The following is a 25,872-nucleotide window of genomic DNA, read 5'->3' as shown; positions in this document are numbered from 1 at the left end:
GTTTGAAGCGTTTGCGAACTTTAATAACGCTCTAGTGAAAGCTCGCTTCCAGAACAGTAAAATTCTGCGTGTAGTTGCATACCCCTTATTATTCACTCCACTGAAAACTGTAAACCGAAAACTGTAAACTAATCCAGAATTTTCACCGGCTTCTTATCCGCGTCAATCGCTACGAACGTAAACGTGCCGTGGATGGCGAGTTCGCGGCCTTCGGCGTACATGCTTTCGACAAAAATCTCCACGCTTACCCGCATACTCGTGTTTCCGACGTGTACGACATTGCCAATCAGCTCCACCAGCATTCCCGCCTGAATAGCCTGACGGAAATCAATGCGGTCGCTCGATACCGTCACCATCGGTTTTCGGGCCAGTCGCGTCGCCGTGATGAAGGCAATTTCATCCATCCACTGCATCGCCATACCCCCGTACAGCGTATCATAATGGTTGGTCGTATTCGGAAAAACAGCTTTAAATACGCGGGTTTCTGCCGCTTTGATTTTTTCTTCTAAAGACATGAGAAATGGGTTTTGAGTTTAGGGTTTAGAGGTTAGGGTTCTGAATCGAATCATGGGGTTATCCGTTATACGCTACGGTCTACGCAACTCAAAACACTAAACTCTAAACCACAAAACCTCTAAACGCTTATCGTCTGCTGGAGCTGCCTGGCGGCGGCTACCATGTTTCGTAAGGCCTGATCGGTTTCGGCCCAACGGCGGGTTTTCAGGCCGCAGTCGGGATTGACCCACAAGTTACGAGCCGGAATCGTACGAAGTGCTTTTTCCAGCAAATGTGCCATTTCTTCCACGCTCGGTACACGCGGCGAGTGAATATCGTACACGCCGGGTCCGATCTCATTGGGGTACTGAAAGTCCGAGAATGCTTCCAGCAATTCCATCTGCGAACGGGAGGTTTCGATGGTAATCACGTCGGCATCCATCCGGGCGATGGCCTCCATGATATCGTTGAATTCCGAGTAACACATGTGCGTGTGAATCTGCGTCTGGTCCGCTACCCCCGAAGCACTCAGCCGGAACGCGTCCACGGCCCAGGTCAGGTACGCCGCCCAGTCCGCCCGCCGCAGAGGCAATCCTTCGCGAATGGCGGGTTCGTCAATCTGAATGATCCGGATGCCTGCTTGTTCCAGTTCCTGTACCTCATCCCGAATCGCTAAGGCAATCTGGAAGGCCGTATCCTTACGTGGCTGATCATCCCGGACAAAGGACCATTGCAGGATCGTGACCGGACCCGTCAACATCCCTTTCATGTATTTCTCGGTTTTCGATTGAGCGAAGGTCGTCCAACGTACCGTCATGGCTTCGGGACGTTCTACGTCACCGTAAATAATCGGTGGCTTCACGCAACGACTGCCGTAACTCTGTACCCAGCCATTTTGAGTGAAGACGTAGCCCGTCAGTTGCTCGCCGAAGTATTCTACCATGTCGTTACGCTCGAACTCGCCGTGTACCAGTACGTCCAACCCTACTTCCTCCTGCCAGCGAATGGACCTTTCGATTTCCGCTTCTACAAACGTTTCATAATCAGCCTTCGTTACTTCGCCTTTCTTGTACTTCGCCCGCCATTGCCGCACTTCGTCGGTTTGGGGAAAGGAACCAATGGTGGTCGTGGGGAAGAGCGGTAATGGCAGGCTTTCTCCTTGAATTTGTTGACGAACGGCAAACGCACTATCCCGCTCAAAATCATCCGTTTGCACGGCCTGTACCCGCGTTTTAACGGCAGTTTTGTGAATCAGCAGACTCGTCCGGCGACTTTCCAAAGCCACCTGATTTTCCAGCAATAAGCCCTGAGCCTCTCCCTTGGACAGACGTCCCAGCGTCACTACTTCACCGAGTTTCTGCTTGGCAAAGGCCATCCAGTTTTTGATTTCCGGCGTCAGGACGGCTTCGTTTTTCTCTAGATCCAGGTCATACGGTACGTGCAGTAGCGAGCAGGACGGAGCAATCCAGACACGGTCTTTGCCCAGTACGTCCACCGCTCGCTGAATGAACGTCAACGATTGCGTGAAGTCATTTTTCCAGACGTTTCGTCCGTCCACGACGCCCAGCGAAAGGATTCGTTGCGAAGTGACAAAACTGGTATCGGCCAGGATGACTTCCAGTTGTTCGTTGCCGCGTACCAAATCCACGTGCAAAGCCGCTACGGGCAATTGCAGGGTCAGGGCCAGGTTGGGCTGTATGCTTTCAAAATACGTGGCAACCAGCAAGGATAGCTGAGGTACCGCCCGGGCTAGGTACTCGTAGGCCTGCTGAAAAGCGATTTGCTCATTCTCGGATAAGTCCAGCGTCAGGCAGGGTTCGTCGATCTGTACCCAGGTCGTACCTCGGGTAGCCAGTTCGCGTAGTACGTCGGCGTACACGGGCAACAAGCGTTCGAGCAGATCAATGCGATGGAAACCCGCTTCTTTTTCTTTGCCCAGTAACAGAAACGATACGGGGCCAAGCAAGACGGGCTTCGTCAGAATACCCATTTGCTTGGCATCTTCAAAGTCGTGAATGACTTTATCGGAATACCGCTTAAACTGCTGATTTTTCAGAAACTCCGGTACGATGAAGTGGTAATTGGTATCAAACCATTTCGTCATTTCCATGGCTCTGATGTCCAGCCCATTCTGCTGAATACCCCGGGCCATGGCGAAGTAGATTTCCAGTTCGCGATTACTCTTACCGTCAATCAGCGACTGGTAACGCTCGGGTACCGCCCCTACCATCAGGGCCGTATCCAATACCTGATCGTAATACGAAAAGTCGTTGGAAGGAATCCACTGGATACCGGCTTCCTGTTGCGTTTGCCAGTTTTGCCGACGGACCTGCCGTCCGGCCCAGAGGAGTTCATCTTTGGAGATTTTTCCGGCCCAGAATTGTTCGCTGGCCCATTTTAGTTCGCGTTTGCTGCCCACACGGGGGTAGCCCAGGTTGTGCGTAACCATGTTGTTTGTGTTAAAAAAGGGTTTAAAAAAACGCCTCTGAAACACCCAACCCGCCAAAAAAGGTGAATTGTTACGAATGCGTAGGCATACGATCTCCGGCTCACGTTCCTCGCTGAACGTCAGAAGAAGAATACACGTTTTCGACCCCGCTCTGAGCATCAGAACCGGGCGAAGAAACGCCTACAACATTTGTAAAATCAATGCGTGCATCAGGCCTTAGTCGTGAAGGCATGACCATTGAGAAGGTTGGCAAGTCTCCTGGCTTGTACCATGCTGGCCCCCCTTCTCATTCCTCACGGAACAATGGGAAATTTGGGCAGCACGTGTTTCGCTGCGGCGAAACGGGTACTTACAGTAGCACGTCTGCTCGTGATTTACACACGATTCCTTTTTCATTCCTTGGCGAGCGAAGACCTCCCCACGAAACCAACCATCCGATTGACGGGCATTACAAAGAACGCCGCAAATATAGAGCATAGTTTTTTTAAATATGGAAGCAGAATCTTTTTTAGAAAAGACGTTACTCCACCTACTCATTGCTGCAGCGTATATCTTTTTAGCAAAATTTTAAGAGGTTTCGCTTAAAAACTCGTCAGGTTTAGGGAAGTTTGGCCGAATTTCTAAATTTGTTCCGTTCTTGACTAACGCTTCAGAACTTTGTTACCGCGTGGTCTTACCATTACTCATTTAAACTTCTGATTCTATCTGATGAAGACGCTGAACCAGTACAATTTCGCCGGAAAAAAGGCACTTGTCCGCGTAGATTTCAATGTCCCTTTGAATGACCGCTATGAAATTACTGACGATACCCGCATCAAAGCTACCATCCCCACGATTCAGAAAATTCTGAACGACGGTGGTTCGGTAATCCTGATGTCGCACCTGGGTCGTCCGAAAGACGGTCCTACCGAAAAATATTCGCTCAAACACCTGGTTAATGCCCTGTCGCTGATTTTCAACCGTCCGGTAAAATTTGCCGATGACGCCATTGGTCAGCAGGCTGTAGATCAGGCCGCTAACTTGCAGCCCGGTGAAATCCTGCTGCTGGAAAACCTCCGTTTCTACAAAGAAGAAGAAAAAGGAGACGTGGCTTTCGCCGAGAAACTGTCTCGCCTGGGTGATGTTTGGGTAAACGATGCTTTTGGTACAGCTCACCGGGCACACGCTTCAACGGCGGTAATCGGTCAGTTCTTTACTGATAAAGTAAGCGGTTACGTCATGCAAGCCGAACTTGACAACGCTCAACGGATTCTGGATAATGTAGAGCGTCCGTACACGGCGATCATGGGTGGAGCGAAAATCTCCGATAAAATTCTGGTGATCGAACGCCTGCTGGATAAAGTGGATACGCTGATTCTGGGTGGCGGTATGACCTACACCTTCACGAAAGCCTTGGGTGGACAAATCGGAAACTCCATCCACGAAGACGACAAAATGGAGCTGGCTCTGGAGCTGATCGAAAAAGCGAAAGAAAAAGGAGTCAATCTACTGATGCCGCTAGATACGGTGATTGCCGATAAGTTTTCCAACGACGCCACCAAAACGACGGTTCCTTCGGGTCAGATTCCCGAGGGCTGGGAAGGGCTGGACATTGGACACCAGTCGATCGTAGTATTCAAAGAAGCCATCCTGAATTCGAAAACGATTCTCTGGAATGGTCCGATGGGTGTATTCGAATTCCCGAATTTTGCTGTAGGCACCAACGCCATTGCGGAGTACGTAGTGACGGCAACTGAAGAAAACGGAGCCTTCTCACTCATCGGTGGTGGTGATTCCGCCTCTGCGGTAAACAATGCCGGTTACGGTGACCGCGTAAGCTACGTATCGACGGGCGGTGGAGCTCTGCTCGAATACATGGAAGGCAAAACGCTTCCCGGGGTAGCGGCTCTGGATTAATTTCCTGACGAAATACCCAAACGATAAAGAGCCGATCCTGTAGGATCGGCTCTTTATCGTTTATTCTTTCCTTACTCCGCCAGTTTAAACTTTTTGGCAAGAGCAAATACTTCTTTGAACGATTTCGTAGTCAGCTGAGCGTCTTCGAGGGCATTGTGAAATTCGGCGTCTTCCCGTTCCAGTCCAAAATAACCCGCAATGGCTTTCAGACTCAGTGACTTAGGTACGGGCTTGCCATTGGCTTTCAGTACTTCAAAGGTGAAATAGCCGAGCGTATGCAGATCCAGCAGTTTGTTGGAATACGGCCACTTGATTTTCTCTTCCCGGTAGGCGTACCGCAGGAAATTAATATCGTTGATGACGGATTGTCCGCTAATGATAACATCCCGCAGGTATTGGGAATTATCCAGCGTCTGGGTACGGCCCCGCAGTCGACCGAGCTTTTCCAGTATCCACTCTTCAAATTGTGGGATGACGTCGTAAATCATGGGAGCGTCGTCCAGATCGCTCAGACTCAGACCGTGAATTTTAGCTGAATATTCCGAGAAAGCTTCTTCGTTTTCCGGATAGACATTCGACAGATACGTTCCCAGTTCATTCCAGTCATCATCGCACAAAACGGCTCCAATTTGTATGATTTCATTCCAGCCGGGTTCACCTCCGGTCATTTCCAGGTCTAAAACAAGATAAGGCATCGGTTCAAGTTGAGTAGAATTCAAAGATAAGGCAACAGCCCTATTATTCACCGGTTTTCGATTCAGGAATCCAGAAAGCAGTCATTCTGGAAATTTTGTTCAAATGATTGCGTAGATTATTAGAATAGTACAAAAATATTCAAAACTCTTCAGGCAGTTTGTGCGTTAATTTTATAGAAGCCATTAAAGTACGACCGTTTGGTCACAGCCCGAAAAGTACCATGATCTATAAAACACTTATTAACCCCAAGAAACGAATCATTGAGCTTGAAAAAACAATTTTAGAAGAAATCGAGCTCAAAAAAACCACTTTTTTGTATGCGTTCCGGATTTTGTTCGGAGCAGCCATTGCCTGGATGTTACTCGATTTGCTTCACATCGAGAAAAAAGAATGGGCACTTATTTCGGTAGCCATCGTCTCCGAGCCTGATTTTGGTGATCTACGTCGCAATACGATTTCCAGGATTATTAATACTATTAGCGGCTGTTTAATTGGTATTGTTTTTATCGTCCTGACGGGTGTTAATATCTTCTCCCTCTTTCTAGCCATTGCGGTAGCCATCTTCATGGGTACACTCATCAAACGGTATCCTTCTAGCTGGAAACTGGCTCCCTCTACCGTAATTGCTGTCATGACGCCAGCGATTTTTCAGCAAGCTTCCTGGCAGGATGCCCTTGAAATTGCCCTCCTCCGTACCTCAGAAGTAACCTTGGGTTGTATCGTCGCCTTTCTGGTCGGCTGGTTTTTCTCCGTGGTAAAGCGGAAGTTTAATTTCTAGGTTTCGGTTCCAGGGGTTGAAACCCCTGGTGACAACAGGGGGCCACCCCTACGTAGTTTTGCTGAGACGCTGAAATGTTTCGGTGCGTCAAACTTTTGAAACGTCAAACGATCCCAACAAGACCTTGGTAGTGGGCAAACTCCGTCCGGCCCCTCTATTCTATTTTCTTCCATTCATTCTTTTTTCCAGGAATTACACGAAACTTGTGGTCGCAGTAAAAATGCCGATCTAAATAGGGTATTACCGCCCTTGATCTGGTCTTTTCTTACAAAAACCAACAACAAGGATGAGTGTATTTAGTCTTGCCGGAAAAACGGCAGCCATTACCGGCGGTGGCAGTGGTATTGGCCGGGCCATTAGTGTCGAATTTGCCAGTCAGGGTGCTCATGTACATATTCTGGATCTGAGTGCGGAAGGGGCTCAGGCGACGGCTCAGGAAATTGAGTCAGCGGGCGGTCAGGTGACCGTACACGCCGTAAATGTAACGAATCAGGCCGAAGTACTGGCCGTTTTCGAGGCTATTGGCTCACTGGACATTCTGGTCAACAATGCAGGTATTGCCCACGTCGGTAATCTGGAAAAAACGACCGAAGCGGACCTTGACCGTATCTACAATGTTAATGTTAAGGGAGCGTATAACAGCCTCTTTGCCGCCGTGCCAAAAATGAAGTCTAAAGGCGGTGGAGTTATTCTGAACCTGGCGTCCATTGCGGCTCTGGTAGGTATTCCGGACCGTTTTGCCTACAGTATGAGCAAGGGAGCTATTCACGCCATGACCTTATCCGTAGCGAAAGATTACCTGAAGGATAATATTCGTTGCAACAGCATCTCCCCCGCCCGCGTGCATACACCCTTCGTGGATGGCTTCATCTCGAAAAATTATCCGGGCCAAGAAGAAGAAATGTTCCAGAAACTCTCAGCTACGCAGCCTATCGGTCGGATGGCGAAACCCGAAGAAATTGCTCAGTTGGCTTTGTACCTTTGCTCGGATGCCGCCTCGTTCATTACGGGTGTCGATTACCCGATTGACGGCGGTTTTACTACCTTGAATAACTAGTCTATCTTTTATTAACTCCTCTATTCGCTCATGAAAAAATTACTGACGCTATTAAGCCTGAGTACGCTTTTGTTTGCCTTCCGGGCTGATAAACCCAAGAAAATCATCTTCTTCGGTGACTCCATTACTCAGGCAGGCGTAAGCCCTACCGGATACATCACCAAACTGGCCGGTATGCTCGATAAAAGCAAATATGAACTGGTCGGTAAAGGTATTGGTGGTAACAAAGTGTACGATTTATACCTGCGGATGGATGAGGACGTACTGGCTCAGAAACCCGATGCTGTAGTCATCTGGGTGGGCGTGAACGACGTCTGGCATAAAGCTAGCTCGGGTACGGGTACGGATCCCGACAAGTTTGAGAAGTTTTATCAGGCGATCATCAATAAACTCAAGGCCCAGAACATCAAAGTAGCCCTGACGACCCCCGCCTCCATTGGCGAACGCCCAGATAATACCAACCAGCAGGACGGTGACCTGAACCGTTATAGCCAAATCATCCGGAATCTGGCGGCGAAAAACAACCTTCCCGTTGTGGATTTGCGAAAAGCATTCATGGAATACAACCTGAAAAACAATCCAAAAAACGAAGAAAAAGGCATTCTGACGACGGATCGGGTGCACCTCAACGATACGGGCAATCAGTTTGTAGCCGAACAAATGGCGAAAGTAATCGAACAACTGTAAGATCCTTATCTCATCCCGGAAACCAGACATTTCCGGGATGTTTCGTTTTTAAACCTATGAAAAGACTTCTGCTTACCAGCTTCATCTACCTCGCTCTACTGCGAATTTCGTCTGGGCAAGCGTACCAGCCCAGTCCCGAAAACCTGGCGGCCCGGCAGTGGTTTCAGGATGCCCGTTATGGCTTGTTCATTCACTGGGGCGTCTACAGCATTCTGGGCGATGGCGAATGGGTCATGAATACTCAGAACATTCCCGTGTCAGCCTACGAGAAACTGCCTAAGTTCTTTAATCCAACGGCGTATGATGCCAAACGCTGGGTACAGATTGCTAAAAATGCGGGGATGAAGTACATCACGCTCACCAGCAAACACCACGACGGCTTTGCGATGTGGCATTCGAACGTTTCGCCGTACAACATTGTGGATGCAACGCCTTATAAGAAAGACGTCCTTAAGCAACTGGCCGACGAATGTGAGAAGGAAGGCATCAAGCTCTTTTTGTACCATTCGCATTTGGACTGGCACCATCCCGATTATTTTCCCCAGGGAAAAACCGGACGGCAAACGGGACGGCCTGAATCGGGCGATTTCGAAAAATACCTCCAGTACATGGACGCTCAGCTAACGGAATTGCTGAGCGGTAAGTACGGAAAAATTGCCGGGATCTGGTTTGATGGCTGGTGGGATCAGGCCTTGGATGAGCACGAAAAACAGGCCCGCAAAACGCACGTGAACTGGCATTTACGTCGCACCTACGATCTCATTCACCGTCTGCAACCCGCCGCTTTGATCGGTAATAATCACCACGTAACGCCTTTTGAAGGCGAAGATTTTCAGATGTTCGAGCGGGATCTGCCCGGCCAGAATACCTTTGGCTATAATACAAGTTCGGTTAGTCAATTGCCGCTCGAAACCTGCGAAACGCTGAATGGCTCCTGGGGATTCGACCTGCGGGACCAGCGGTACAAATCTCCGGAACAGATCGTGCGGTATCTGGTGGGAGCCGCGGGCCGGAATGCAAACCTCTTACTGAATGTAGGCCCCATGCCCAACGGAGAAATTCAACCCGAATTTGTTGACCGACTCGAAGCCGTAGGCAACTGGCTCAAAACCCATGGTGAAACGATTTATGGCACCCGGGGTGGGATCATTCCACCACAGGAATGGGGCGTGAGTACGAAAAAGGGCGATACTCGTCACTTTCTGCACGTCCTGAAAAAGCCCACGACGAATTATTTGTTCGTTCCCAATTTTACGCCCAAGGTTAGCAGTATCACAGCGTTTGACGGTAAAAAACCGTTGAAATTCAAGCAGCAAGCGGAAGGTTTATTTGTGTATCTGGACGGCGTAGCTATGAACGATTGGGATACCATCATCGAAGTACAGACAAAGTAAATAAAGGTCTCTGCTCAATGGCCCAAGAAGAAAGTATACCTTTGAGGGGCCATACTGAAAGACTAAACTATTCTTTTGCAGTATCTAAACTTGAAATAACGAATGAAACTTTTTCGCTACATCACCGATGAGGATGTTGTACCCGGCATTCTTCTGGACGGAAAAGCGTACAGCTTAGAAGCCTTTTTCGAAGCCCTGGGCGAAGAAACCGGAGCATATGATCTGGACGAAATCTTCTTTGAAGAAGAAGGCCTGTCCGTACTGGAAGACTACCTCGAACAATACGGAACTTCGGAATTGCAAGCTCTGGAAGGTCCGATCGAGTATGCTTCCTGCGTGGCTCGTCCGTCGAAAATCATTTGCATTGGTTTGAATTACGCCGATCACGCGAAGGAAACCAACGCTCCGATTCCTCAGGAACCCATCGTATTCTTCAAGGCTACGACGGCTCTTTGTGGCCCGAATGACGATGTAATCATTCCCCGTAATTCCGTTAAAACGGATTGGGAAGTGGAACTGGCCGTCGTTATTGGTGCGGAATGTAGCTACGTAACGGAAGAAGAAGCTGAGGATTACATCGCCGGATACGCCGTGATGAACGACTACTCGGAGCGGGAGTTTCAGCTCGAACGCGGGGGTCAATGGGACAAAGGTAAAGGTTGCGACACCTTCGGTCCGCTGGGCCCCTATCTGGTAACCCCGGATGAACTCGATGACGTGGATAGCCTGCCCATGTGGCTGAAAGTGAACGGTCAGACGTACCAGAACTCGACAACGGCTCAGATGATTTTCAAAGTACCGCAAATCATTAGTTACCTGAGTCAGTTTATGACGCTGCTTCCGGGTGACGTGATTTCTACCGGTACGCCTCCGGGTGTGGGACTGGGCTTTAACCCTCCCGTCTACCTGAAACCCGGCGATATCGTAGAACTCGGTATCGAAGGCTTGGGCGAACAGCGTCAGGTGGCGGTATCCTGGGAGGATGCGTACTAATTGACGATCTTAAAGAATCAATTTTGATCAGGACGTGTTCTCGGTGAACACGTCCTTCTTTTTAGTCGATTCACGATGAATATTTCATTTTACAAATACCAGGGTACGGGCAACGATTTCATCATGATTGATGATCGGGCGGGTACCTTTCCCATGGATAAAGAGCGAATTGCTCACTTATGTCACCGACGGTTTGGCATTGGAGCGGACGGCCTGATTCTGTTACAAAACGACGAAGCCTACGATTTCCGGATGAAATACTTCAATGCCGACGGCGGTGAAGGTTCCATGTGCGGCAACGGCGGACGGGCTACAGTACGTTTTGCTCACGACCTGGGTGTCATCGGCGATCAGACACGGTTTATTGCCGTGGATGGTGAACACGAAGCGTTAGTAACCAGTGAGCAGATTTCGCTAAAAATGAGTAATGTCAAAGGGCTGGAAGAACATCCGGACTATGCCTATATGAATACGGGCTCACCCCACGTGGTGGCTTTCAAGGAGAATTTACAGGACTTTAAGGTGTATCAGGAAGGCTACGCCATCCGGTACTCGGATGAGTGGGTAAAACGGGGCGGTACGAATGTCAACTTTGTGGAGCAACAGGGCGATCAACAGCTGTTTGTTCGTACCTATGAGCGGGGCGTGGAGGACGAAACGTATTCCTGCGGAACGGGTGTAACGGCCTGTGCACTAACGGCTCATGTGAAGCTGGGTATGGAAAGTCCCATTAAGATTAAAGTATTGGGTGGTAATCTGGAAGTAAGCTTCGAACAAACTAGTGCGGATGCTTTTGAAAATATTTACCTCATTGGCCCCGCTGAACGGGTTTTTGAAGGTACGGTGGAGGTTTAGTTGATAGTTTTACGAATTATATTTCTTTTAAACCAATTAACTTTCTTATTTTCAATCAATTATCGATTTTGTAGTAGCATCCCGAAGGTTGTAAACTTTCGGGATGTTTGTTTTTATGGGTGGCGGGTGGCGTTCCATATGTAGTACCTATGGCTAATCATATTGAACCCCATTGGGGTTAGCAAACTCCATCCCGAAGGAGTTTAACAGGATTAGCTTCGTATAAAATGCGGAGCGGGTTGTCCGTAACGAATGCTACAAACAACCCGCCCCTATCTTTACCGGTTTTAATATTTCAACTCTCAACTCCTGCGGCGACCGCTCTCCCCTATACCACCTTCACCAGATGATTCTTCTTTCCTTTCGCTACCAGTAAATATTTACCCTGTAACAACTGGAAATCAGCAGGCTGGCTGGGATCACTTACTTTGGTTTTGTTCACTGATACCGCATTTCCCTGGATTGCCCGGCGGATTTCCCCTTTGGATGGATATACCTGAGCCGTTGCCAGCAAATCCGTTACGTTGGGAGCTGATTCGTATTCAGCCAGTGAAATTTCAGTGGTAGGCACACCGTCGAATATCTGTACAAACGTTGACTCGTCAAGCGACTGTAGCGTTTCCAGCGTTCCTTTGCCGTAGAGTACTTCACTAGCCCGTACGGCCGTTTCGTAGGCTTCAACTGAGTGTACCCGCGTGGTTACGTCCTGAGCAATCGCTTTTTGCAGAATACGCAAGTGCGGAGCCTCGGCATGCTGACGTTCGAGTTCTTCGATTTCCTCTTTGGAGAGTAAGGTAAACACCCGAATCAGGCGTGGGCAATCCGCATCAGCGGCATTGAGCCAGAACTGGTAGAATTGGAAGGGACTGGTTTTTTCCGCGTCCAGCCACACGTTTCCGCTTTCTGACTTACCGAATTTGGTACCGTCGGCCTTGGTGACCAGTGGCGTGGTCAGGGCGAAGGCCCGGCGTTCGGTTTCTTCTTCATTTCCTCCTTCTTTACGGCGAATGATTTCCGTTCCCGTTGTGATATTTCCCCACTGATCGGAACCACCCATCTGAAGTTTTACCCCCTGGGTTTTATACAAATGGTAAAAGTCGTAACCCTGTAACAATTGGTACGAAAACTCCGTAAAGGAAATACCTGTTTCCAAGCGTTTCTTTACCGAGTCTTTCGACATCATGTAGTTCACGCTCAAAAACTTACCCGCTTCCCGCAAGAATCCAAGGAACGAAAAGTCTTTGAACCAGTCATAGTTATTGACGATCTCAGCAGAGTTTTCACCGGAGTTAAAATCCAGGAATTTCTCCAGTTGTTTCCGAATACCGTCCTGATTGAACCGCAGGGTTTCTTCCGATAAGAAACTACGCTCCGCCGCTTTGAAAGAAGGATCACCGATCATCCCCGTAGCTCCACCAACCAACGCAAACGGTTTATGGCCCGCCCGTTGCAAATGCACCAGCAACATGATCGTAGCCAGGTTGCCAATGTGCAGCGAAGAAGCCGTCGGATCAAAGCCAATGTACGCCGACGTCATTTCCTTCTGGAGCTGCTCTTCCGTACCCGGCATCATATCCTGCAACATACCCCGCCAGCGGAGTTCTTCAATAAAATCGATTTTCATAACGTATGGTCATCCATTTGAACAAGGTAAACGCTCCTTGTTACTTAGTACATTTTATTTCAAAGCTTTTGCCACCCATTTACCTAGTTTCTTTCGGTAAATCAGTTGCTTTGCTTGTAGTTTAGATTGAAACGAGTACTCATCTTTTTGGTAATGACGGATCATATACTCGCGAGCCTGAGCTTCGATATTTTCGTAAATCGTCCGATTGTCATCCGCCAAATGCCCACTTTTGGTGGCGTGAAAAGGGGCATGTTCCGCGTAAGCGTCAAAATAGATATTTTCGAAACGCAGCCCTTGATTGAACATATCTCGGAACCAGGCCGCCGCCGTATCCGAACCATCCCAGACGGCTCCAAAGGGCGGTACGGGTCCTTGTGGGTAGGTAAATTTACGATACAGGTCTATATTCAGTAAACACACATACTCATTAAGCCGACATTCCGGTAAAGGGTGTACATGGCCTTGTTCAACCAGTTGACGATTATGCGTATGACGTACGGTAGGATGACGATCCATTAACGCCAGTAATTCTTCCTGTGTGGGGCGATACTGTTCGTACTTCTCTGGGTTACAAAGTTTTTCAAAAAAGGCTGGACAATTCCAGCACTGGCCGATTTGCCCTACCCCGGCTAGTGGACGCGTACTCCGCTCCATGGTTTCCAACATCGGCTGTAATAGGTCCTTGCTAAAAAGCATATCGTTGTGTAAAATCAACAGATACTTTTTATCCGTATGCTGTAAGGCATATTGGTAACGAATACTTTCCAGTACCTCTGCCGATAGCTCTTCTGGCTTTACATGGTTCAGATAAGGTGCGTAGTGCTTTAAAAAAACGACCTCAATTCCTCTCTTTTCAAAAACTTCCTTGATTTTAAACACCCCGCCCCAAGCGTCATCGTACGGCTGTTTTCGTTCGACGCCGAGATATAATTTATCTATAAACTTGCCACTATGCTCCAGTAAACTAAACAGCGTTACCATCGTCTGGTAAGGCTTTCCGTAGTAACTGATGGCAATATCTACTTTTTGCATCACGCTGGTATTTTGCGAAAACTGGATTAAGGTAGTAATAAAGAGGAATCGCCATAGCTCAAAAACCGGTACTGTTGAGTCAGGGCTTCATCGTAGATTCGTTTCCAGTTGCCTCCTACCAAGGCAGCAATCAGTAACAATAAAGTGGAACCGGGCTGATGAAAGTTGGTAACCAGTCCCTGACACACCCGAAATGTATACCCCGGAAAAATCATAATCTCCGTTTCTCCTACAATCTCCTGCCGCTCTTCTACTTCCATTTGTTGTACAATGGCCGCTAGGGACTCGTGTAACGTAGGGAGTTCGGTGTACTGCTGATGAACGAATTGCGGGATTCGGAAACCTTGTTCTAGCGAAGTGTATTCCTTATGAATCAGTTGCACGCCCAGCCAATACATAGATTCCAGCGATCGCATGGAGGTAGTACCTACCGGGATGATTCGGTTCGCTGCCTGCAGGTGCTCCAAATTACTCCGTGTGATCACCAATTGCTCCCCGTGCATTTTATGTTCGAGGGCATTCTCTGTTTTTACGGGTTGAAAAGTACCGGCTCCCACGTGCAGTGTAAGAAACTCCCGTCGGATGCCTTTCGCCTCCAGTCCCGCAAAAACCCGGTCAGTGAAGTGTAAACCCGCAGTCGGAGCAGCTACGGCTCCTTCTTTTTCCGAGTACACAGTCTGATACGTCTGTTCATCGGAAGTCTCAGCTTCCCGTTTCAAATACGGCGGTAACGGAATTTTCCCAATTGCCTGAACCACGTCCACAAACCGTACGGGCTGTGACCAGCTCAGGCGTACCAGCGACTGTTCTGCATTGGTCAGTTCGGCCGTCAGTAGCACAGACTGTCCGTTAATTTCTACTTCTTTCTGTAAGCGTTCACCCGCTTTCCAACGCTTCCGGTTGCCAATCATGCATTCCCACACGCAGGCCTGCGTCTCTTCCATAACCACGGGAATAACCGGGCTTGGTTCTACGGGATGGAGCAAAAATAACTCGATTAGAGCACCCGTCTGTCGCTGAAAATGTAATCGAGCCGGAATGACGCGTGTATTGTTGAAGACCAGCAATGTATCACTGGTTAATTCTTCAGTCAAACTACGGAATTTCCGGTGCTCAATGGTTCCCTTTCGATACACCAACAGGCGGGATTCGTCCCGTACGGGCAGGGGAAAGCGGGCAATCTGTTCGTCCGGGAGTTCGTACGTAAAATCGGCAATGGGAAGATGCTGCATCATTGCTTAGTCTTTAACGGGACTCGTCAGCAACAGTCGCAACGGAATGTATACCGCCCATAGGACCAGTAAAAATGTAGCGGCTCCCAGTACCCAGTCAAACTGCATTAGCGTAGGCGTTTCTGTAAGAGCTTCCGCCGGATTAATCAACGCCAAAATATAAATAGAAGACCCAAGCAGGACGTTTACTACGGCCGTACCAAAGTTCATCCATTCTCTGATGATGGAGTTGAGCTGTTTGCGGTAGAACATCCACTTGATGGCTCCCGGTAACTTAATGAATCCATCGGGCAGTTGTGGAAACAGGCGTCCCATCCACAAAAACAACACATTAGAGAGTAACATAACCCCAGCCGTTACATAAAAAACGGCATCTTTTGAATAGGTGGCAGCCGTTTCACTCGAAGGCGTTAACGCAACGGGTACCTCCGGTGGAAGTTGCTGGTACCCTAAAAATAAAGCCACTATAAATCCTAGAATGGATACGTATCTCGCAACTTGAGAAGTCAGAAATGGAATAGTCATTTGATGAATGGTCGTCCCCAGCTTATCGACTGCTCGTTAGGTCAATGCTGGTTTCGGGCCGCAAAGTTACGACGAACTCGCCGTTGAGACAGGCTTTCCCTTCGAAAAACCTTTCAAAAGCACCTTGGCCTTGACCAAAGTACTTGTAGATCAGAAAATGTTGGAAATTTAATAATAGTTGTCAAGACAATTAATTTTTACAATCCGAAGTCTTGGCTTTCCTGAAAACCTGTAGCTTTGCAAAAAGACATTCCGGGTACCGGACAGGCATGAAGATTTACACCAGAACGGGAGATCAAGGCACCACCGCCCTTATTAGTGGACGTCGTCTTTCCAAGGCAGATGCCCGCATTGAGGCCTATGGTACTGTGGACGAACTGAACAGTTACGTGGGCATGGTTCGGGATCAGGCGGTCAATGCTTCCCGACGAGCGATTCTGAAGGAAATTCAGGACCGGCTTTTCACCATTGGTTCCCACCTAGCTGATGACCCAGAACGGCATACCAGCCGCTCCCTCCCCGATTTATGGGATTCGGATGTTACCGTACTGGAAGAGCAAATGGACGAAATGGATGCCCAGTTGCCTTTATTGCGTCAGTTTGTATTGCCCGGCGGTCATCCTTCCGTATCGTTTGCTCATCTGGCTCGTACGGTTTGTCGACGGGCCGAACGTCTGGTCGTCGCCCTGAGTGAAATTTCACCCGTTGAGCCGATTATCATTCAATATTTAAATCGGCTGTCGGACTATTTTTTTGTACTTTCCCGCCACATGGCTCAGGAATTACAAGTGGAAGAAGTAACCTGGGTCCCGCGAACTTAACTTCCGCACTAGCATACGTCTTAACTTTTTTAGTCATACTACGTTGTAACCCTCTGGCACCATGATTGACACACTGCCCATAGACATTCAAAAAACTGCTCAAAGCCGGATTGCAGAATTAAACCTCGATCAGTTGACCTTTGGGCACACCTTCGCCGATCACATGTTCGTAGCTGACTTTGACGGAAAAGAGTGGACGGATTTACGGATTATTCCCTACGGCGACATGCTGTTCAAACCTGCTCTGATGCCTCTGCATTACGGACAGGCAATTTTCGAAGGGATGAAAGCCTATAAGTCCGCCGAAGGTGAAGTGCTCATCTTCCGTCCGCAGGAGAATGCGGCCCGTCTGAACAAGTCGGCTCACCGCCTCTGCATGGCCGAAATTCCGGAAGACATTTTCATGAGCGGCCTGACCGAATTACTGCGTCTGGACTCGCAATGGGTACCGCAGCGGGATAATTATTCGCTGTATATCCGGCCCTTCATGTTCGCTACGGACGAGTACATCGGCGTATCTCCTTCTAAAACGTACCGTTTTATCATTTTCAACTGTCCGGTAGGAGCTTACTACTCGAAACCCGTAAAAGTGAAAGTAGAAACGGAATTTGTACGGGCTGCGACAGGAGGTACTGGTGCTGCTAAGTGTGCCGGAAACTACGCGGGTTCACTCTACCCTGCCAAATTGGCTCAGGAAGCGGGGTACGATCAGTTGATCTGGACGGATTCAACCGAACATAAATACGTAGAAGAAGCTGGCACCATGAACTTCATGTTCGTGATTGATGGTACGCTGGTTACGCCTGCTGTGAGCGACAGTATTCTGGACGGCATTACGCGGAAATCCATTGTACAGATTGCCAAAGACTGGGGGATGCCCGTTGAAGAGCGTAAAGTATCCATTGCCGAACTCATCGAAGCTTTGGAAAGTGGTCGTCTGACGGAAGCGTTCGGTGCAGGTACGGCAGCGGTCGTATCGCCGATTTCAGTCATTGGCTACGAAGGTAAAGACTACGATTTACCCGAAATCAAATCGGATAATTTTGCCAATCGGGTTAAAATCTATCTGGATGATATCAAGTACGGTCGCGTAGCTGATCCGCACAACTGGGTATATCACCTTTAATACCAATCTTGTATTTTTACGAAAAGAAAGCTCACCGTGTGGTGGGCTTTCTTTTTTAATGATCCGATTAACTACTTATCTTCAACCATGAAAATTCTATTTTTTCTAACGCTAGTTTTTTTCCTGAACGGTCAGGCCGATGCTCAGCACTTCCGGCTGGAATTACTCAAAGCCTATAACCTCAGTGATTCGACCTCGCTGAAAAATGACCCGTATTTTGGGGGTTTATCCGGCATTGAATACGTACCTAAACGCGGGAAATGGTACCTAGTCACCGACGGGGCTGACTCGACACGTCAGAGTTACCTGTTTGAGTTTGACTCGCTATTCAATGCTCAAACGTACAAACGCTGGAAACTCGACAGTGTCTACAGTGCCGAATCCATTCGAGCCAGCCGTACGGATTCTTCCTTTTTCCTTTCGACTGAATTAGGTACGGGTAGTACGCACGGGCAATTTCTCAGGCTGATGCAAGACAGTACCCTTACGCAATTAGGTACCTACCAAGGTTTCCGAGATAACAAAGGCTTTGAAGCCCTGGCGGTAGACTCGAGTCAGGTTCTGTGGAGCGTGAGTGAGTGGCCCCAAACCTGCCGCGATCGGTATTGTCAAGTGACGGGTTTCAGCTTAATTAGTGGAGATACCTTAGTCAGAGCTCTGTATCCGATCGACACCGTATCCTGTGGATTTCCTGATAACGGCGTATCCGAGATACTACTGGCCCGTGACCGTCAGTTGCTATTTCTGGAACGTTGCTGGACGGGCGAACGCGATCAGAGTAACTACGCGATCAACCTTTTTACGGCTTACATTCCCAAATTACAGCCGGGGCAGGAGAATACGACCAATATTTTGGAAAAGAATCCCGTCTCCGTCAACTGGGGAGGTGTTCATCTCGATAACATTGAAGGCATGAGCTGGGGGCCTATCATCAATGGATTTCGAACGCTAGTGTTAGTTTCGGATAATAACTTCAATAAGTTCGACCAGAAAAAAGCCCCTGAGCACTGGCAACAATCACAGCTGATTTTTCTAAAGTTAATACCCGATTAACTAAAAAGCGGAAGATGGACGGTCCATCTTCCGCTTTCGTTTATAGAGCATCTTCCCGCTCAATTCGCTGCCAAAAAGCCTGAATAGCTTCTAGGCATTCATCTGGTTCTTCTACCATCCCCATGTGTCCGGCTTTCTCCAGGATCAATTGACTCGTATTTTTCGCCAGATGGGTTTGTTCCAGGGCTTCTTCCGGCTTTACGGCCTTGTCCTTCATTCCTATAATGAATAGTACCGGATAATTCGCCTGTTGGAGAACCTGCCGCCGGTCGGGACGATTCATCATGGCCTGCATACCGGCTTTCAAAGCGGCCGGGGGTATCTGGGAAACATGCGTCACGTGTTCTTGCAATTGCCCCGGATGGCTCTCGGCGTATTCGTCCGAATACATGTTCTTGACAAACGTTTTTAGAAAGGCTTCCGGTCCCTTTTCGTCAATAGCGGCGATGTTTTTCCGACGGTTTTCTTTTTTCTCTTCCGTATCCGCGTACGCAGTGGAATGGAACAGCCCCAGACCCGCGATGAATTCGGGGTGTTTTTCAGCCAAAGCCAGGGCAATATATCCTCCCATCGAATGTCCAATGATTACTCCTCTTTCCACGCCCTGAGCAGTCAGTTCCTGGTATACTGCTTCGGCGTATTCATCAATACTAGTCAGATCTGAACGCGAAGCGTAAGTGGGGGTAATGACGTTTTTATTGGGCCAGAAGGCCGCCTTGATCGAATCCCAAACTTTGAGATCTTCGCCGTATCCGTGCAATAAAATCAGTGGTACAATCATCGTTTAAGCGGTTTAAGGTACATCAACGTTTTGTGGCCTGTTGAGTAAAAGTAGATGCCACAAAAAAATAATCCCGGAAAAAAGCTGAAGACTTTCTTCCGGGATTAAGTGTGTTACTGAGGTATGATTAAACGTTATCCAGCAAACCAATCAGCAGAACAACGGCACCGATAATCATCATCACCAAACCAACAATCTGCAGGGCATATACTGGGATGATCAAGAAAATCAAACCAACCAGCAAGAGGATCAGACCAATTTTAACATTGCGATCCAACGCGTTCGTTTTCTTGGTATCCTTTGCTTTTGCCAACTGCTTCTGGACTTTCTTCGTAACCATTTTGGTCATGAATTTTTCCGTTGCGGTTGCTTTGTTAGCCGCTTGCAACTGACCATTAGCAGCATTCTTCTGAATTTTTGCCAACTTCTTCTGCACCATCAAGGCCTGCTTTTCATACTTGGTGCCTTTGGTTTGGGCAACCAGACGCTCTGAAGCACTTGCCAGCATTTCAGGCGTTACTTTGGGCAGGTTCACTGGTTTTTCCGAAGCAGCCGGCTGGTCAGTAGCCTGGGCAACGGCTTGTTCCGTTACAATGGGCTCCGAAACGACAGGAGTTTGAGCTTGGGCGGCGGGCAGAGAAGCAGCTTTCGTTGATACTTGATGCTCGTACGCCGGTGTAGTCGATTTTTGGAAAACAGCGGTTGAGTTTCGATTACACGAAGTAAGCCATAACATCGACCCGACGGCCGATAGGAGTACGATTTTACGCATAGGGAAAGTTGATTTGGATTTTTTACTGAGACCGCAACATCAAAAAAGGATGCCCCCTATGAAAGTGAGGCATCCTTTTTAATATGAAATCAAGTAATGTTGACAATAATACCCTAATTGGGGAAAATCGAGCACTGTAACCTAAACTACTGATGATCGTTAGTGCTGTTATGCCACCTTTTTCATCATAAAGAAAGCCGAACGCTCAAACTTCTCACGGGCATAGCTCAACGAAATGGTAAACTCCTGAACACCTTCTTCGGAAGGCAGATCAAACATGGCGTCGGTCATGATGGCTTCGCAGATTGAACGCAGTCCCCGGGCACCCAGTTTGTATTCATTGGCTTGCTCAACGATATACTCCAATACGTCATCTTCGAACTGAAGCCGGATTCCTTCCATATTGAACAGTTTTTCGTACTGCTTGGTCAGGGCATTCTTGGGCTCCGTCAGAATCTTCCGAAGCGTCAGTTTATCCAAGGGATCGAGTGAGGTTACTACCGGCAGACGACCCAGCAATTCAGGAATCAATCCGTACGATTTCAAGTCCTGCTGATTCACCATCCGAAGCAGTTGCTGCGATTCCAGAATGCGAGACATGTGGTCGTCCTTCGAGAAGCCAATGGGCCGCGTATTGAGGCGTTTGGAAATGTGCCGTTGTACGCCATCGAATGCTCCACCGCAAATGAAGAGAATATTCTCCGTATTGATCGGTACAAGCTTCTGCTCCGGGTGTTTACGTCCACCCTGGGGCGGTACGTTTACAATCGAGCCTTCTAGCAGTTTCAGCAAGGCCTGCTGTACGCCTTCACCCGAGACATCACGGGTAATACTGGGATTATCCGACTTGCGGGCAATCTTATCAATCTCATCAATGTAGACGATACCCCGTTCAGCGGCCTCGACGTCGTAATCCGCCGCCTGTAGCAAACGACTCAGGATACTTTCGACGTCCTCTCCCACGTATCCGGCTTCCGTAATTACGGTGGCATCGGCTACGGCGAAAGGAACCTGAAGAATTTTGGCAATGGTACGAGCCAGATAGGTTTTACCCGTACCGGTTTCGCCAACCATAATTACATTCGATTTTTCGATGTAAATATCGTCATTGCTTTTTTGTTGTTGTAAACGCTTGTAATGATTGTATACAGCCACACTCAGTACTTTCTTAGCGTCATCCTGACCAATCACATACTGGTCCATGAACCGCTTAATTTCCTGAGGTTTAGGTACTTTTAATAGTTGAAAAGGTTGGTTGGTTTCTTTCTTCTTGGCGGCGGGTTGCTTCATGCCTAGTTCTTCCTGCACCAGCTCCCAGCCCTGTTCAATACAAAAGTTACAGATCAGGGCATCCATGCCCGATAATAATAAATCTACATCCTTCTTTTTCCGCCCGCAAAACGAGCATGAACTAGCATCCATTCGCATGTCCTTCCTAAAGTAATTATTTCAAAATCGTTGATACGCTTTATTTTTTCTTCGACCACCGGATCAGCGGTTGTTCGATTTGCTGATGCAGATACCAGCTCAGCCAGAAAATCAGTACCATGAGTACTACATCCGCCATTCCCAACATCCATACCGAACCCCAACCATTGAGGGTCAGTAATTTATTGGCAAAGATAATTAACGGAAAATGCAGCAGATAAATCATGTACGAGGCATCGCCCAGGTGAATCAGCAACGACGGAACCCGGTACAAATGGGCCCGATCCGCTTCAACGGCTCCCCATACAATAAGCATAGCAGGCAAACCCAGCGTTACTGCCCGGGTAAAATCACCACCCGTCCGGGGTGCCAGGTACAAGCCCGCCAATACGCCTACCAAAATTAACAAGCCACTTTGGTTTATGCGAAAATGCCGATGCAGATAATAAACGAAAACCCCAAAGGCAAACTCCAGATTGATTGGACTTAATAAGAAAAATCGAAGAAGTCCAGTTCCCGAATCTCCATCGTACCAGTAAATATATATTCCGTTGACCAGAGTAGCTATCCCGACCAGACCCAGCACCCAGGCCATACGCCGGGAAATCAGTAATAGAGCAAAAAGGAGATAAAAATAAATTTCGTGTGAAAGTGTCCAGGTAACGGCATTGAGAGCGTAGTGTTGCGGGAACAGTACAAGCGTCTTCAGTACCTCCGACCATGTAAAGGGATAGGGAATGGTAATGAGTGAATGACTCAGGTGCTGAAAGCTCCATACAACCAGCATCAGCGGTGCCGTAAGCAGCCAGTAGACGGGATATACCCGATAAAATCGCTTTTCCAGGTAAGGCTTCAATTGCTGAGGCTGGTCAATGTACGCTACACTGGTATGAGCAATGATGAATCCGCTGATTACAAAAAATAAGTCAACACCCGCATAGCCTAGCGTAAACCAGTCAAAAAGGAACGTTTGATGATAGGTACGGCTAATGTTTTCAGTAATGTGATACAGGGTAACGAGGATTGCCGCTACCGCCCGCAAGCCTTGAATGGAATTATATCGAATGGCAGACTGGGTGGATCGTGCAGTAGTTATGGGCAAAACACTCATTGAATGGATAAATCGTCTTTTTCTATAGGTACGCAGACAGTAGGATTTTCGCAGCTAGAGTCAGAAAAATTTCTTCTGAACGTTCCTCCGAATAACCAGGAAAGGATCACAAAATACGCGTACCTAAGCTAACGCTGTACATGACCTGTTATAGATACAAAGGTACGTAAAAAATCCCCCGTCCTTCAGCGAAGTCCGGGGGATTCGGGTAAAGTAATCTACCCAATGGATTATTTATCGCGGTACAGAACCTCGTCGATCAGGCCGTAGGCTTTCGCTTCTTCAGCCCGGAACCAGTGGTCACGATCCGAATCTTTTTCGATTTGTTCAGACGTTTGCCCCGTATGCTGAGCCAGGATTCCGTACAATTCGTCACGGAGCTTCACGATTTCGCGGGCCGTGATTTCAATGTCAACCGATTGACCCTGAGCACCACCGCTGGGCTGGTGAATCATCACCCGGGCGTGTGGCAGAGCCGAACGTTTTCCGGCCGCACCACCGGCCAATAGTACTGCCCCCATAGAAGCCGCCAGGCTCGTACAGATCGTGGCTACATCCGGACGGATGTACTGCATGGTATCATAAATACCCAGACCGGCGTATACCGACCCCCCGGGTGAGTTAATGTACATCATGATGTCACGCTTCGAATCAGCTGATTCCAGGAACAACATCTGGGCAACAACAATATTGGCAATGCTATCGTCAACGGGCGTACCGAAGAAAATAATCCGGTCAGCCATCAAACGGGAAAATACGTCCACTTCCCGGAAAGGCATCGGACGTTCTTCGATCACCGCCCGCGTCATGTTTTCGACGTAATGACCAGCCGTTCCTCCGACTTGTTGCAGGTAACGATCAACCGATAAACCGTTCAGGCCGCGATGATGGACGGCGTATTTACGAAATTCTTCAGCGTTCAACATGTAATTAGCGTTTGTATTGATTTTATGTTCTGTTTCTTTTTCTTTGCCGGAACAGAAACGCACGAATCTGAGGAGTGTACGTTAAAAAAACAAATCCACCTGCTCCAGCATTAGCATTTCTGCCATTCTGTCCGACTCGGTTCTGTCAATCCGAACGGGTACAAAGTTGATAGCTCTGTTCCAGAAATGACGTTGAAATTTCCGGGAATTCATCGGAATAACTTGAGAAGACCATGAAAGTTCACGAAAAAATACGACAACTACGGTTGGAAAAAGGCTATTCGCAGGAAGTGATGGCTGAAGAACTACAGATTTCCACGACTGCTTACGGAGACGTCGAACGCGGTAAAACGGAGTTGAGCTTAAGCCGATTAGAGCAGATTCTTCGCGTTTTTGGCACGCCCCTGGAGGCCTTCTTCGGGGGTTCTTCCACCGAAAAATTACAGGCTGAAAATGACAAACTGAAGCTGGAAAACGAAAAACTAAAACAGGAAAATCAGTATTGGCGGGAAAAATTTGACGAACGCCTCCTAACTGAACTCTACCGAATCGGAGCGGCTACGCACCGGGAACGGATTGGGTTTAAGTGAGAGCTTAGAGTGGTTTGAGGTTGGAAGTTTGAAGCGTTTAAGATTTGAAGTTTAAGCGGTTGCTTGAGGCAGGGTCTTACGACTTCTGCATTCTTATGGGCGGGTTATTCCGAATGAAAAAAGGTTTGAAATTCGAAGTTCGATCGCTTCAAATTTCAAACCTTTTAAACGTTAAACCATTTTTTCAAACCTGAAACAACGGTCAAACTGCTAAAGACTATTCAGCGTCCGTAACGCCTGCTTTCGCTTTGAATGTATCTACGTCGATTTTCTCTACGTTCGGCTGGATTTGGGTCAGGATGAAGTCCATTGTTTTGCCACCGTATACGCGGTTGAAAACGTTCATGTAATTCTGACCTTTGTTCTCCTGCAGGTAGTTCTGAGCTACTTTCTTGATCACATCGCCCATTCCGTTATCATCACCGTAGATACCGAACTGCTGACGTACCATCGCTTCAGCGTAGGTATTTACATCTTCCGTTTCTACTTTGATGTCAGCCGCTTCCGCTACTTTATTACGGATCAGCGTCCAGCGAAGGTCACGAGCAAATTTATCGAAGTCCTTTTCTACTTCTTCAGCCGTGATCTCACCCTGATTGGTTTCGATCAACCACTGCTTCAGGAACTCGTTTGGCAGTTCAATCTGAACATTGTCCAGCAACGTTTTCTGAACTTCGTCACGCAGCAAGAATTCAGACTCACGCTTGTAGTTTTCCTGAACGATTTCCAGTAATTGAGCTTTGAATTCTTCTTCGGAAGAAACTTTACCGGGTCCCAGTACTTTGTCGAAGAACTCCTGATTCAGTTCTGAATCCTGGTTACGCGTAATGTCTTCGATCGTAAATTCGAATTCGCCCGAAAGATCTTCACGGCCCGTAGCCAGTTTCAGACCTTTTTCGTCAGCGAATAATTTCTGAATGTCGAACGTCAGGACGTCGCCTTTTTTCTTACCTACAAAACCAGCGAAAGCTTCTTCCGTCAGTTTGTCGGTAGGGATGGCTGATTTTTCGCTGTATTCGCCCTGCGTGAACGTGCCGTACACCAGATCACCGGCCGCGGTTACTTCTTCCACGTGAGCGTGCTCGCCCATGCGTTTTTTCAGATCAACCAGCGTATCGTTGTATTCTTTATCCCCTGCCTGAATTTCGTAGGAAGTAATCGCAGGAAGTTTCGTGAAGTCAACGTCGAAATCAGAAGCCAGACCCAGATTGTAAACGAATTCGAATTCTTTCTGGCTGTCCCAATCGATTGCGTTTGCTTTTTCGCGATCCGGCATCGGATCACCTACGACCAGCAGTTTTGATTCCCGCAGATAGTCGTTAACGGCTTTTGAAAGCGTTTCGTTAACTTCATCCACCAGAATGCTTTTTCCGTACAGACGCTGAATTACGGAAGCCGGTACTTTACCCGGACGAAATCCTTTCAGGTTAGCCTGTTTGCTATATTCTTTGATCTTCTTGTCTACACCAGCCTGATAGTCTTCCGGCGTCAACGCAATCTTTAAAGAAGCTTCAGTAGTACTGCTTTTGTCGAGCGTGATGTTCATAA

Annotated in this window: 24 protein-coding genes and 1 riboswitch; of the genes, 11 read left to right on the top strand and 13 right to left on the bottom strand. The window is 48.1% G+C overall.

Annotated elements, in window-relative coordinates:
• Positions 1 to 128 precede the first annotated feature (128 nt).
• A complete protein-coding gene (locus tag C5O19_RS06445; RefSeq protein WP_104710667.1) occupies positions 129 to 515 on the bottom strand; it encodes an acyl-CoA thioesterase in 387 nt (128 codons plus the stop codon).
• A gap of 119 nt (positions 516 to 634) precedes the next feature.
• Complete coding sequence (gene metE, locus C5O19_RS06440; RefSeq protein ID WP_104710665.1) at positions 635 to 2,944, bottom strand: 5-methyltetrahydropteroyltriglutamate--homocysteine S-methyltransferase; 2,310 nt, start codon at positions 2,942 to 2,944, stop codon at positions 635 to 637.
• A 231-nt stretch (positions 2,945 to 3,175) separates the two neighbouring features.
• Positions 3,176 to 3,390, bottom strand: a riboswitch (cobalamin riboswitch).
• A 262-nt stretch (positions 3,391 to 3,652) separates the two neighbouring features.
• Between metE and C5O19_RS06435 the strand changes: the two genes are divergently transcribed.
• Positions 3,653 to 4,840, top strand: coding sequence for a phosphoglycerate kinase (locus tag C5O19_RS06435; RefSeq protein WP_104710663.1), 1,188 nt, complete (start codon positions 3,653 to 3,655; stop codon positions 4,838 to 4,840).
• A 71-nt stretch (positions 4,841 to 4,911) separates the two neighbouring features.
• Here the strand turns inward: C5O19_RS06435 and C5O19_RS06430 are convergent, their stop codons facing one another.
• Positions 4,912 to 5,535, bottom strand: a complete 624-nt coding sequence (locus C5O19_RS06430; RefSeq protein ID WP_094814680.1) for a 3'-5' exonuclease — start codon at positions 5,533 to 5,535, stop codon at positions 4,912 to 4,914.
• Between the two features lie 221 nt (positions 5,536 to 5,756).
• Here C5O19_RS06430 and C5O19_RS06425 point away from each other — a divergent pair, with 221 nt between their 5' ends.
• From C5O19_RS06425 to dapF, 6 genes are all read left to right on the top strand, one after another.
• The gene (locus tag C5O19_RS06425) at positions 5,757 to 6,314 is read left to right on the top strand and encodes an FUSC family protein (protein ID WP_133163314.1); all 558 of its coding nucleotides are present in this window, start codon (positions 5,757 to 5,759) and stop codon (positions 6,312 to 6,314) included.
• A 286-nt stretch (positions 6,315 to 6,600) separates the two neighbouring features.
• Positions 6,601 to 7,371 (top strand): SDR family NAD(P)-dependent oxidoreductase, encoded by a 771-nt coding sequence (locus C5O19_RS06420; protein WP_104710658.1) that lies wholly within the window; start codon positions 6,601 to 6,603, stop codon positions 7,369 to 7,371.
• 30 nt (positions 7,372 to 7,401) lie between these two features.
• A complete protein-coding gene (locus C5O19_RS06415) occupies positions 7,402 to 8,058 on the top strand; it encodes an SGNH/GDSL hydrolase family protein (RefSeq protein ID WP_104710656.1) in 657 nt (218 codons plus the stop codon).
• A 56-nt stretch (positions 8,059 to 8,114) separates the two neighbouring features.
• Positions 8,115 to 9,452 carry an alpha-L-fucosidase gene (locus tag C5O19_RS06410; RefSeq protein WP_104710654.1) on the top strand — a complete coding sequence of 446 codons (1,338 nt, stop codon included), beginning with the start codon at positions 8,115 to 8,117 and terminating at the stop codon, positions 9,450 to 9,452.
• A 102-nt stretch (positions 9,453 to 9,554) separates the two neighbouring features.
• Complete coding sequence (locus C5O19_RS06405; RefSeq protein ID WP_104710652.1) at positions 9,555 to 10,445, top strand: fumarylacetoacetate hydrolase family protein; 891 nt, start codon at positions 9,555 to 9,557, stop codon at positions 10,443 to 10,445.
• A gap of 75 nt (positions 10,446 to 10,520) precedes the next feature.
• On the top strand, positions 10,521 to 11,300 hold the full coding sequence (gene dapF / locus C5O19_RS06400; protein WP_104710650.1) for a diaminopimelate epimerase: 780 nt from the start codon (positions 10,521 to 10,523) through the stop codon (positions 11,298 to 11,300).
• Between the two features lie 328 nt (positions 11,301 to 11,628).
• On the opposite strand, the gene tyrS is transcribed toward dapF, so the two are convergent.
• Genes tyrS through C5O19_RS06380 form a run of 4 tightly spaced genes read right to left on the bottom strand, consistent with a single transcriptional unit; the run spans position 11,629 to position 15,656 of the window.
• On the bottom strand, positions 11,629 to 12,918 hold the full coding sequence (gene tyrS, locus C5O19_RS06395; protein WP_104713926.1) for a tyrosine--tRNA ligase: 1,290 nt from the start codon (positions 12,916 to 12,918) through the stop codon (positions 11,629 to 11,631).
• 60 nt (positions 12,919 to 12,978) lie between these two features.
• Positions 12,979 to 13,959: a hypothetical protein gene (locus C5O19_RS06390; RefSeq protein WP_104710648.1), complete on the bottom strand. Its 981-nt coding sequence runs from the start codon at positions 13,957 to 13,959 to the stop codon at positions 12,979 to 12,981.
• 26 nt (positions 13,960 to 13,985) lie between these two features.
• A complete protein-coding gene (locus tag C5O19_RS06385) occupies positions 13,986 to 15,194 on the bottom strand; it encodes an S-adenosylmethionine:tRNA ribosyltransferase-isomerase (protein ID WP_317046479.1) in 1,209 nt (402 codons plus the stop codon).
• Between the two features lie 3 nt (positions 15,195 to 15,197).
• Positions 15,198 to 15,656, bottom strand: a complete 459-nt coding sequence (locus tag C5O19_RS06380; RefSeq protein WP_104710644.1) for a hypothetical protein — start codon at positions 15,654 to 15,656, stop codon at positions 15,198 to 15,200.
• A 329-nt stretch (positions 15,657 to 15,985) separates the two neighbouring features.
• On the opposite strand from C5O19_RS06380, the gene C5O19_RS06375 reads away from it, so the two are divergent.
• The 3 genes from C5O19_RS06375 to C5O19_RS06365 all read left to right on the top strand — a co-directional run bounded on the left by C5O19_RS06375 (position 15,986) and on the right by C5O19_RS06365 (position 18,716).
• Positions 15,986 to 16,537, top strand: a complete 552-nt coding sequence (locus C5O19_RS06375; protein ID WP_104710643.1) for a cob(I)yrinic acid a,c-diamide adenosyltransferase — start codon at positions 15,986 to 15,988, stop codon at positions 16,535 to 16,537.
• 61 nt (positions 16,538 to 16,598) lie between these two features.
• Positions 16,599 to 17,663, top strand: coding sequence for a branched-chain amino acid aminotransferase (locus C5O19_RS06370; protein ID WP_104710641.1), 1,065 nt, complete (start codon positions 16,599 to 16,601; stop codon positions 17,661 to 17,663).
• An 87-nt stretch (positions 17,664 to 17,750) separates the two neighbouring features.
• On the top strand, positions 17,751 to 18,716 hold the full coding sequence (locus C5O19_RS06365) for an esterase-like activity of phytase family protein (RefSeq protein ID WP_104710640.1): 966 nt from the start codon (positions 17,751 to 17,753) through the stop codon (positions 18,714 to 18,716).
• Positions 18,717 to 18,756: 40 nt separating this feature from the next.
• Here C5O19_RS06365 and C5O19_RS06360 read toward each other — a convergent pair whose 3' ends face one another.
• From C5O19_RS06360 to C5O19_RS06340, 5 genes are all read right to left on the bottom strand, one after another.
• Positions 18,757 to 19,497 (bottom strand): alpha/beta fold hydrolase, encoded by a 741-nt coding sequence (locus tag C5O19_RS06360; RefSeq protein ID WP_104710638.1) that lies wholly within the window; start codon positions 19,495 to 19,497, stop codon positions 18,757 to 18,759.
• 127 nt (positions 19,498 to 19,624) lie between these two features.
• Complete coding sequence (locus C5O19_RS06355) at positions 19,625 to 20,269, bottom strand: hypothetical protein (RefSeq protein WP_104710636.1); 645 nt, start codon at positions 20,267 to 20,269, stop codon at positions 19,625 to 19,627.
• A gap of 168 nt (positions 20,270 to 20,437) precedes the next feature.
• Positions 20,438 to 21,691, bottom strand: coding sequence for an ATP-dependent Clp protease ATP-binding subunit ClpX (clpX, locus tag C5O19_RS06350; protein ID WP_104710634.1), 1,254 nt, complete (start codon positions 21,689 to 21,691; stop codon positions 20,438 to 20,440).
• A 46-nt stretch (positions 21,692 to 21,737) separates the two neighbouring features.
• Entirely contained in the window at positions 21,738 to 22,808 is a 1,071-nt protein-coding gene (locus C5O19_RS06345; RefSeq protein ID WP_104710632.1) for an acyltransferase family protein, read from the bottom strand.
• 230 nt (positions 22,809 to 23,038) lie between these two features.
• Entirely contained in the window at positions 23,039 to 23,734 is a 696-nt protein-coding gene (locus C5O19_RS06340; protein WP_104713923.1) for a ClpP family protease, read from the bottom strand.
• A 233-nt stretch (positions 23,735 to 23,967) separates the two neighbouring features.
• On the opposite strand from C5O19_RS06340, the gene C5O19_RS06335 reads away from it, so the two are divergent.
• The gene (locus C5O19_RS06335) at positions 23,968 to 24,324 is read left to right on the top strand and encodes a helix-turn-helix domain-containing protein (protein ID WP_104710630.1); all 357 of its coding nucleotides are present in this window, start codon (positions 23,968 to 23,970) and stop codon (positions 24,322 to 24,324) included.
• 217 nt (positions 24,325 to 24,541) lie between these two features.
• Here C5O19_RS06335 and tig read toward each other — a convergent pair whose 3' ends face one another.
• Positions 24,542 to 25,870 (bottom strand): trigger factor, encoded by a 1,329-nt coding sequence (gene tig / locus C5O19_RS06330; RefSeq protein WP_094813929.1) that lies wholly within the window; start codon positions 25,868 to 25,870, stop codon positions 24,542 to 24,544.
• Positions 25,871 to 25,872 lie beyond the last annotated feature (2 nt).

Origin of the sequence: Siphonobacter curvatus (assembly GCF_002943425.1) — a bacterium.
In the GTDB taxonomy this organism is placed as follows: domain Bacteria; phylum Bacteroidota; class Bacteroidia; order Cytophagales; family Spirosomataceae; genus Siphonobacter; species Siphonobacter curvatus.
Note: the sequence above shows the minus strand (reverse complement) of the source record. Positions and strands in the feature narration are given on the sequence as shown.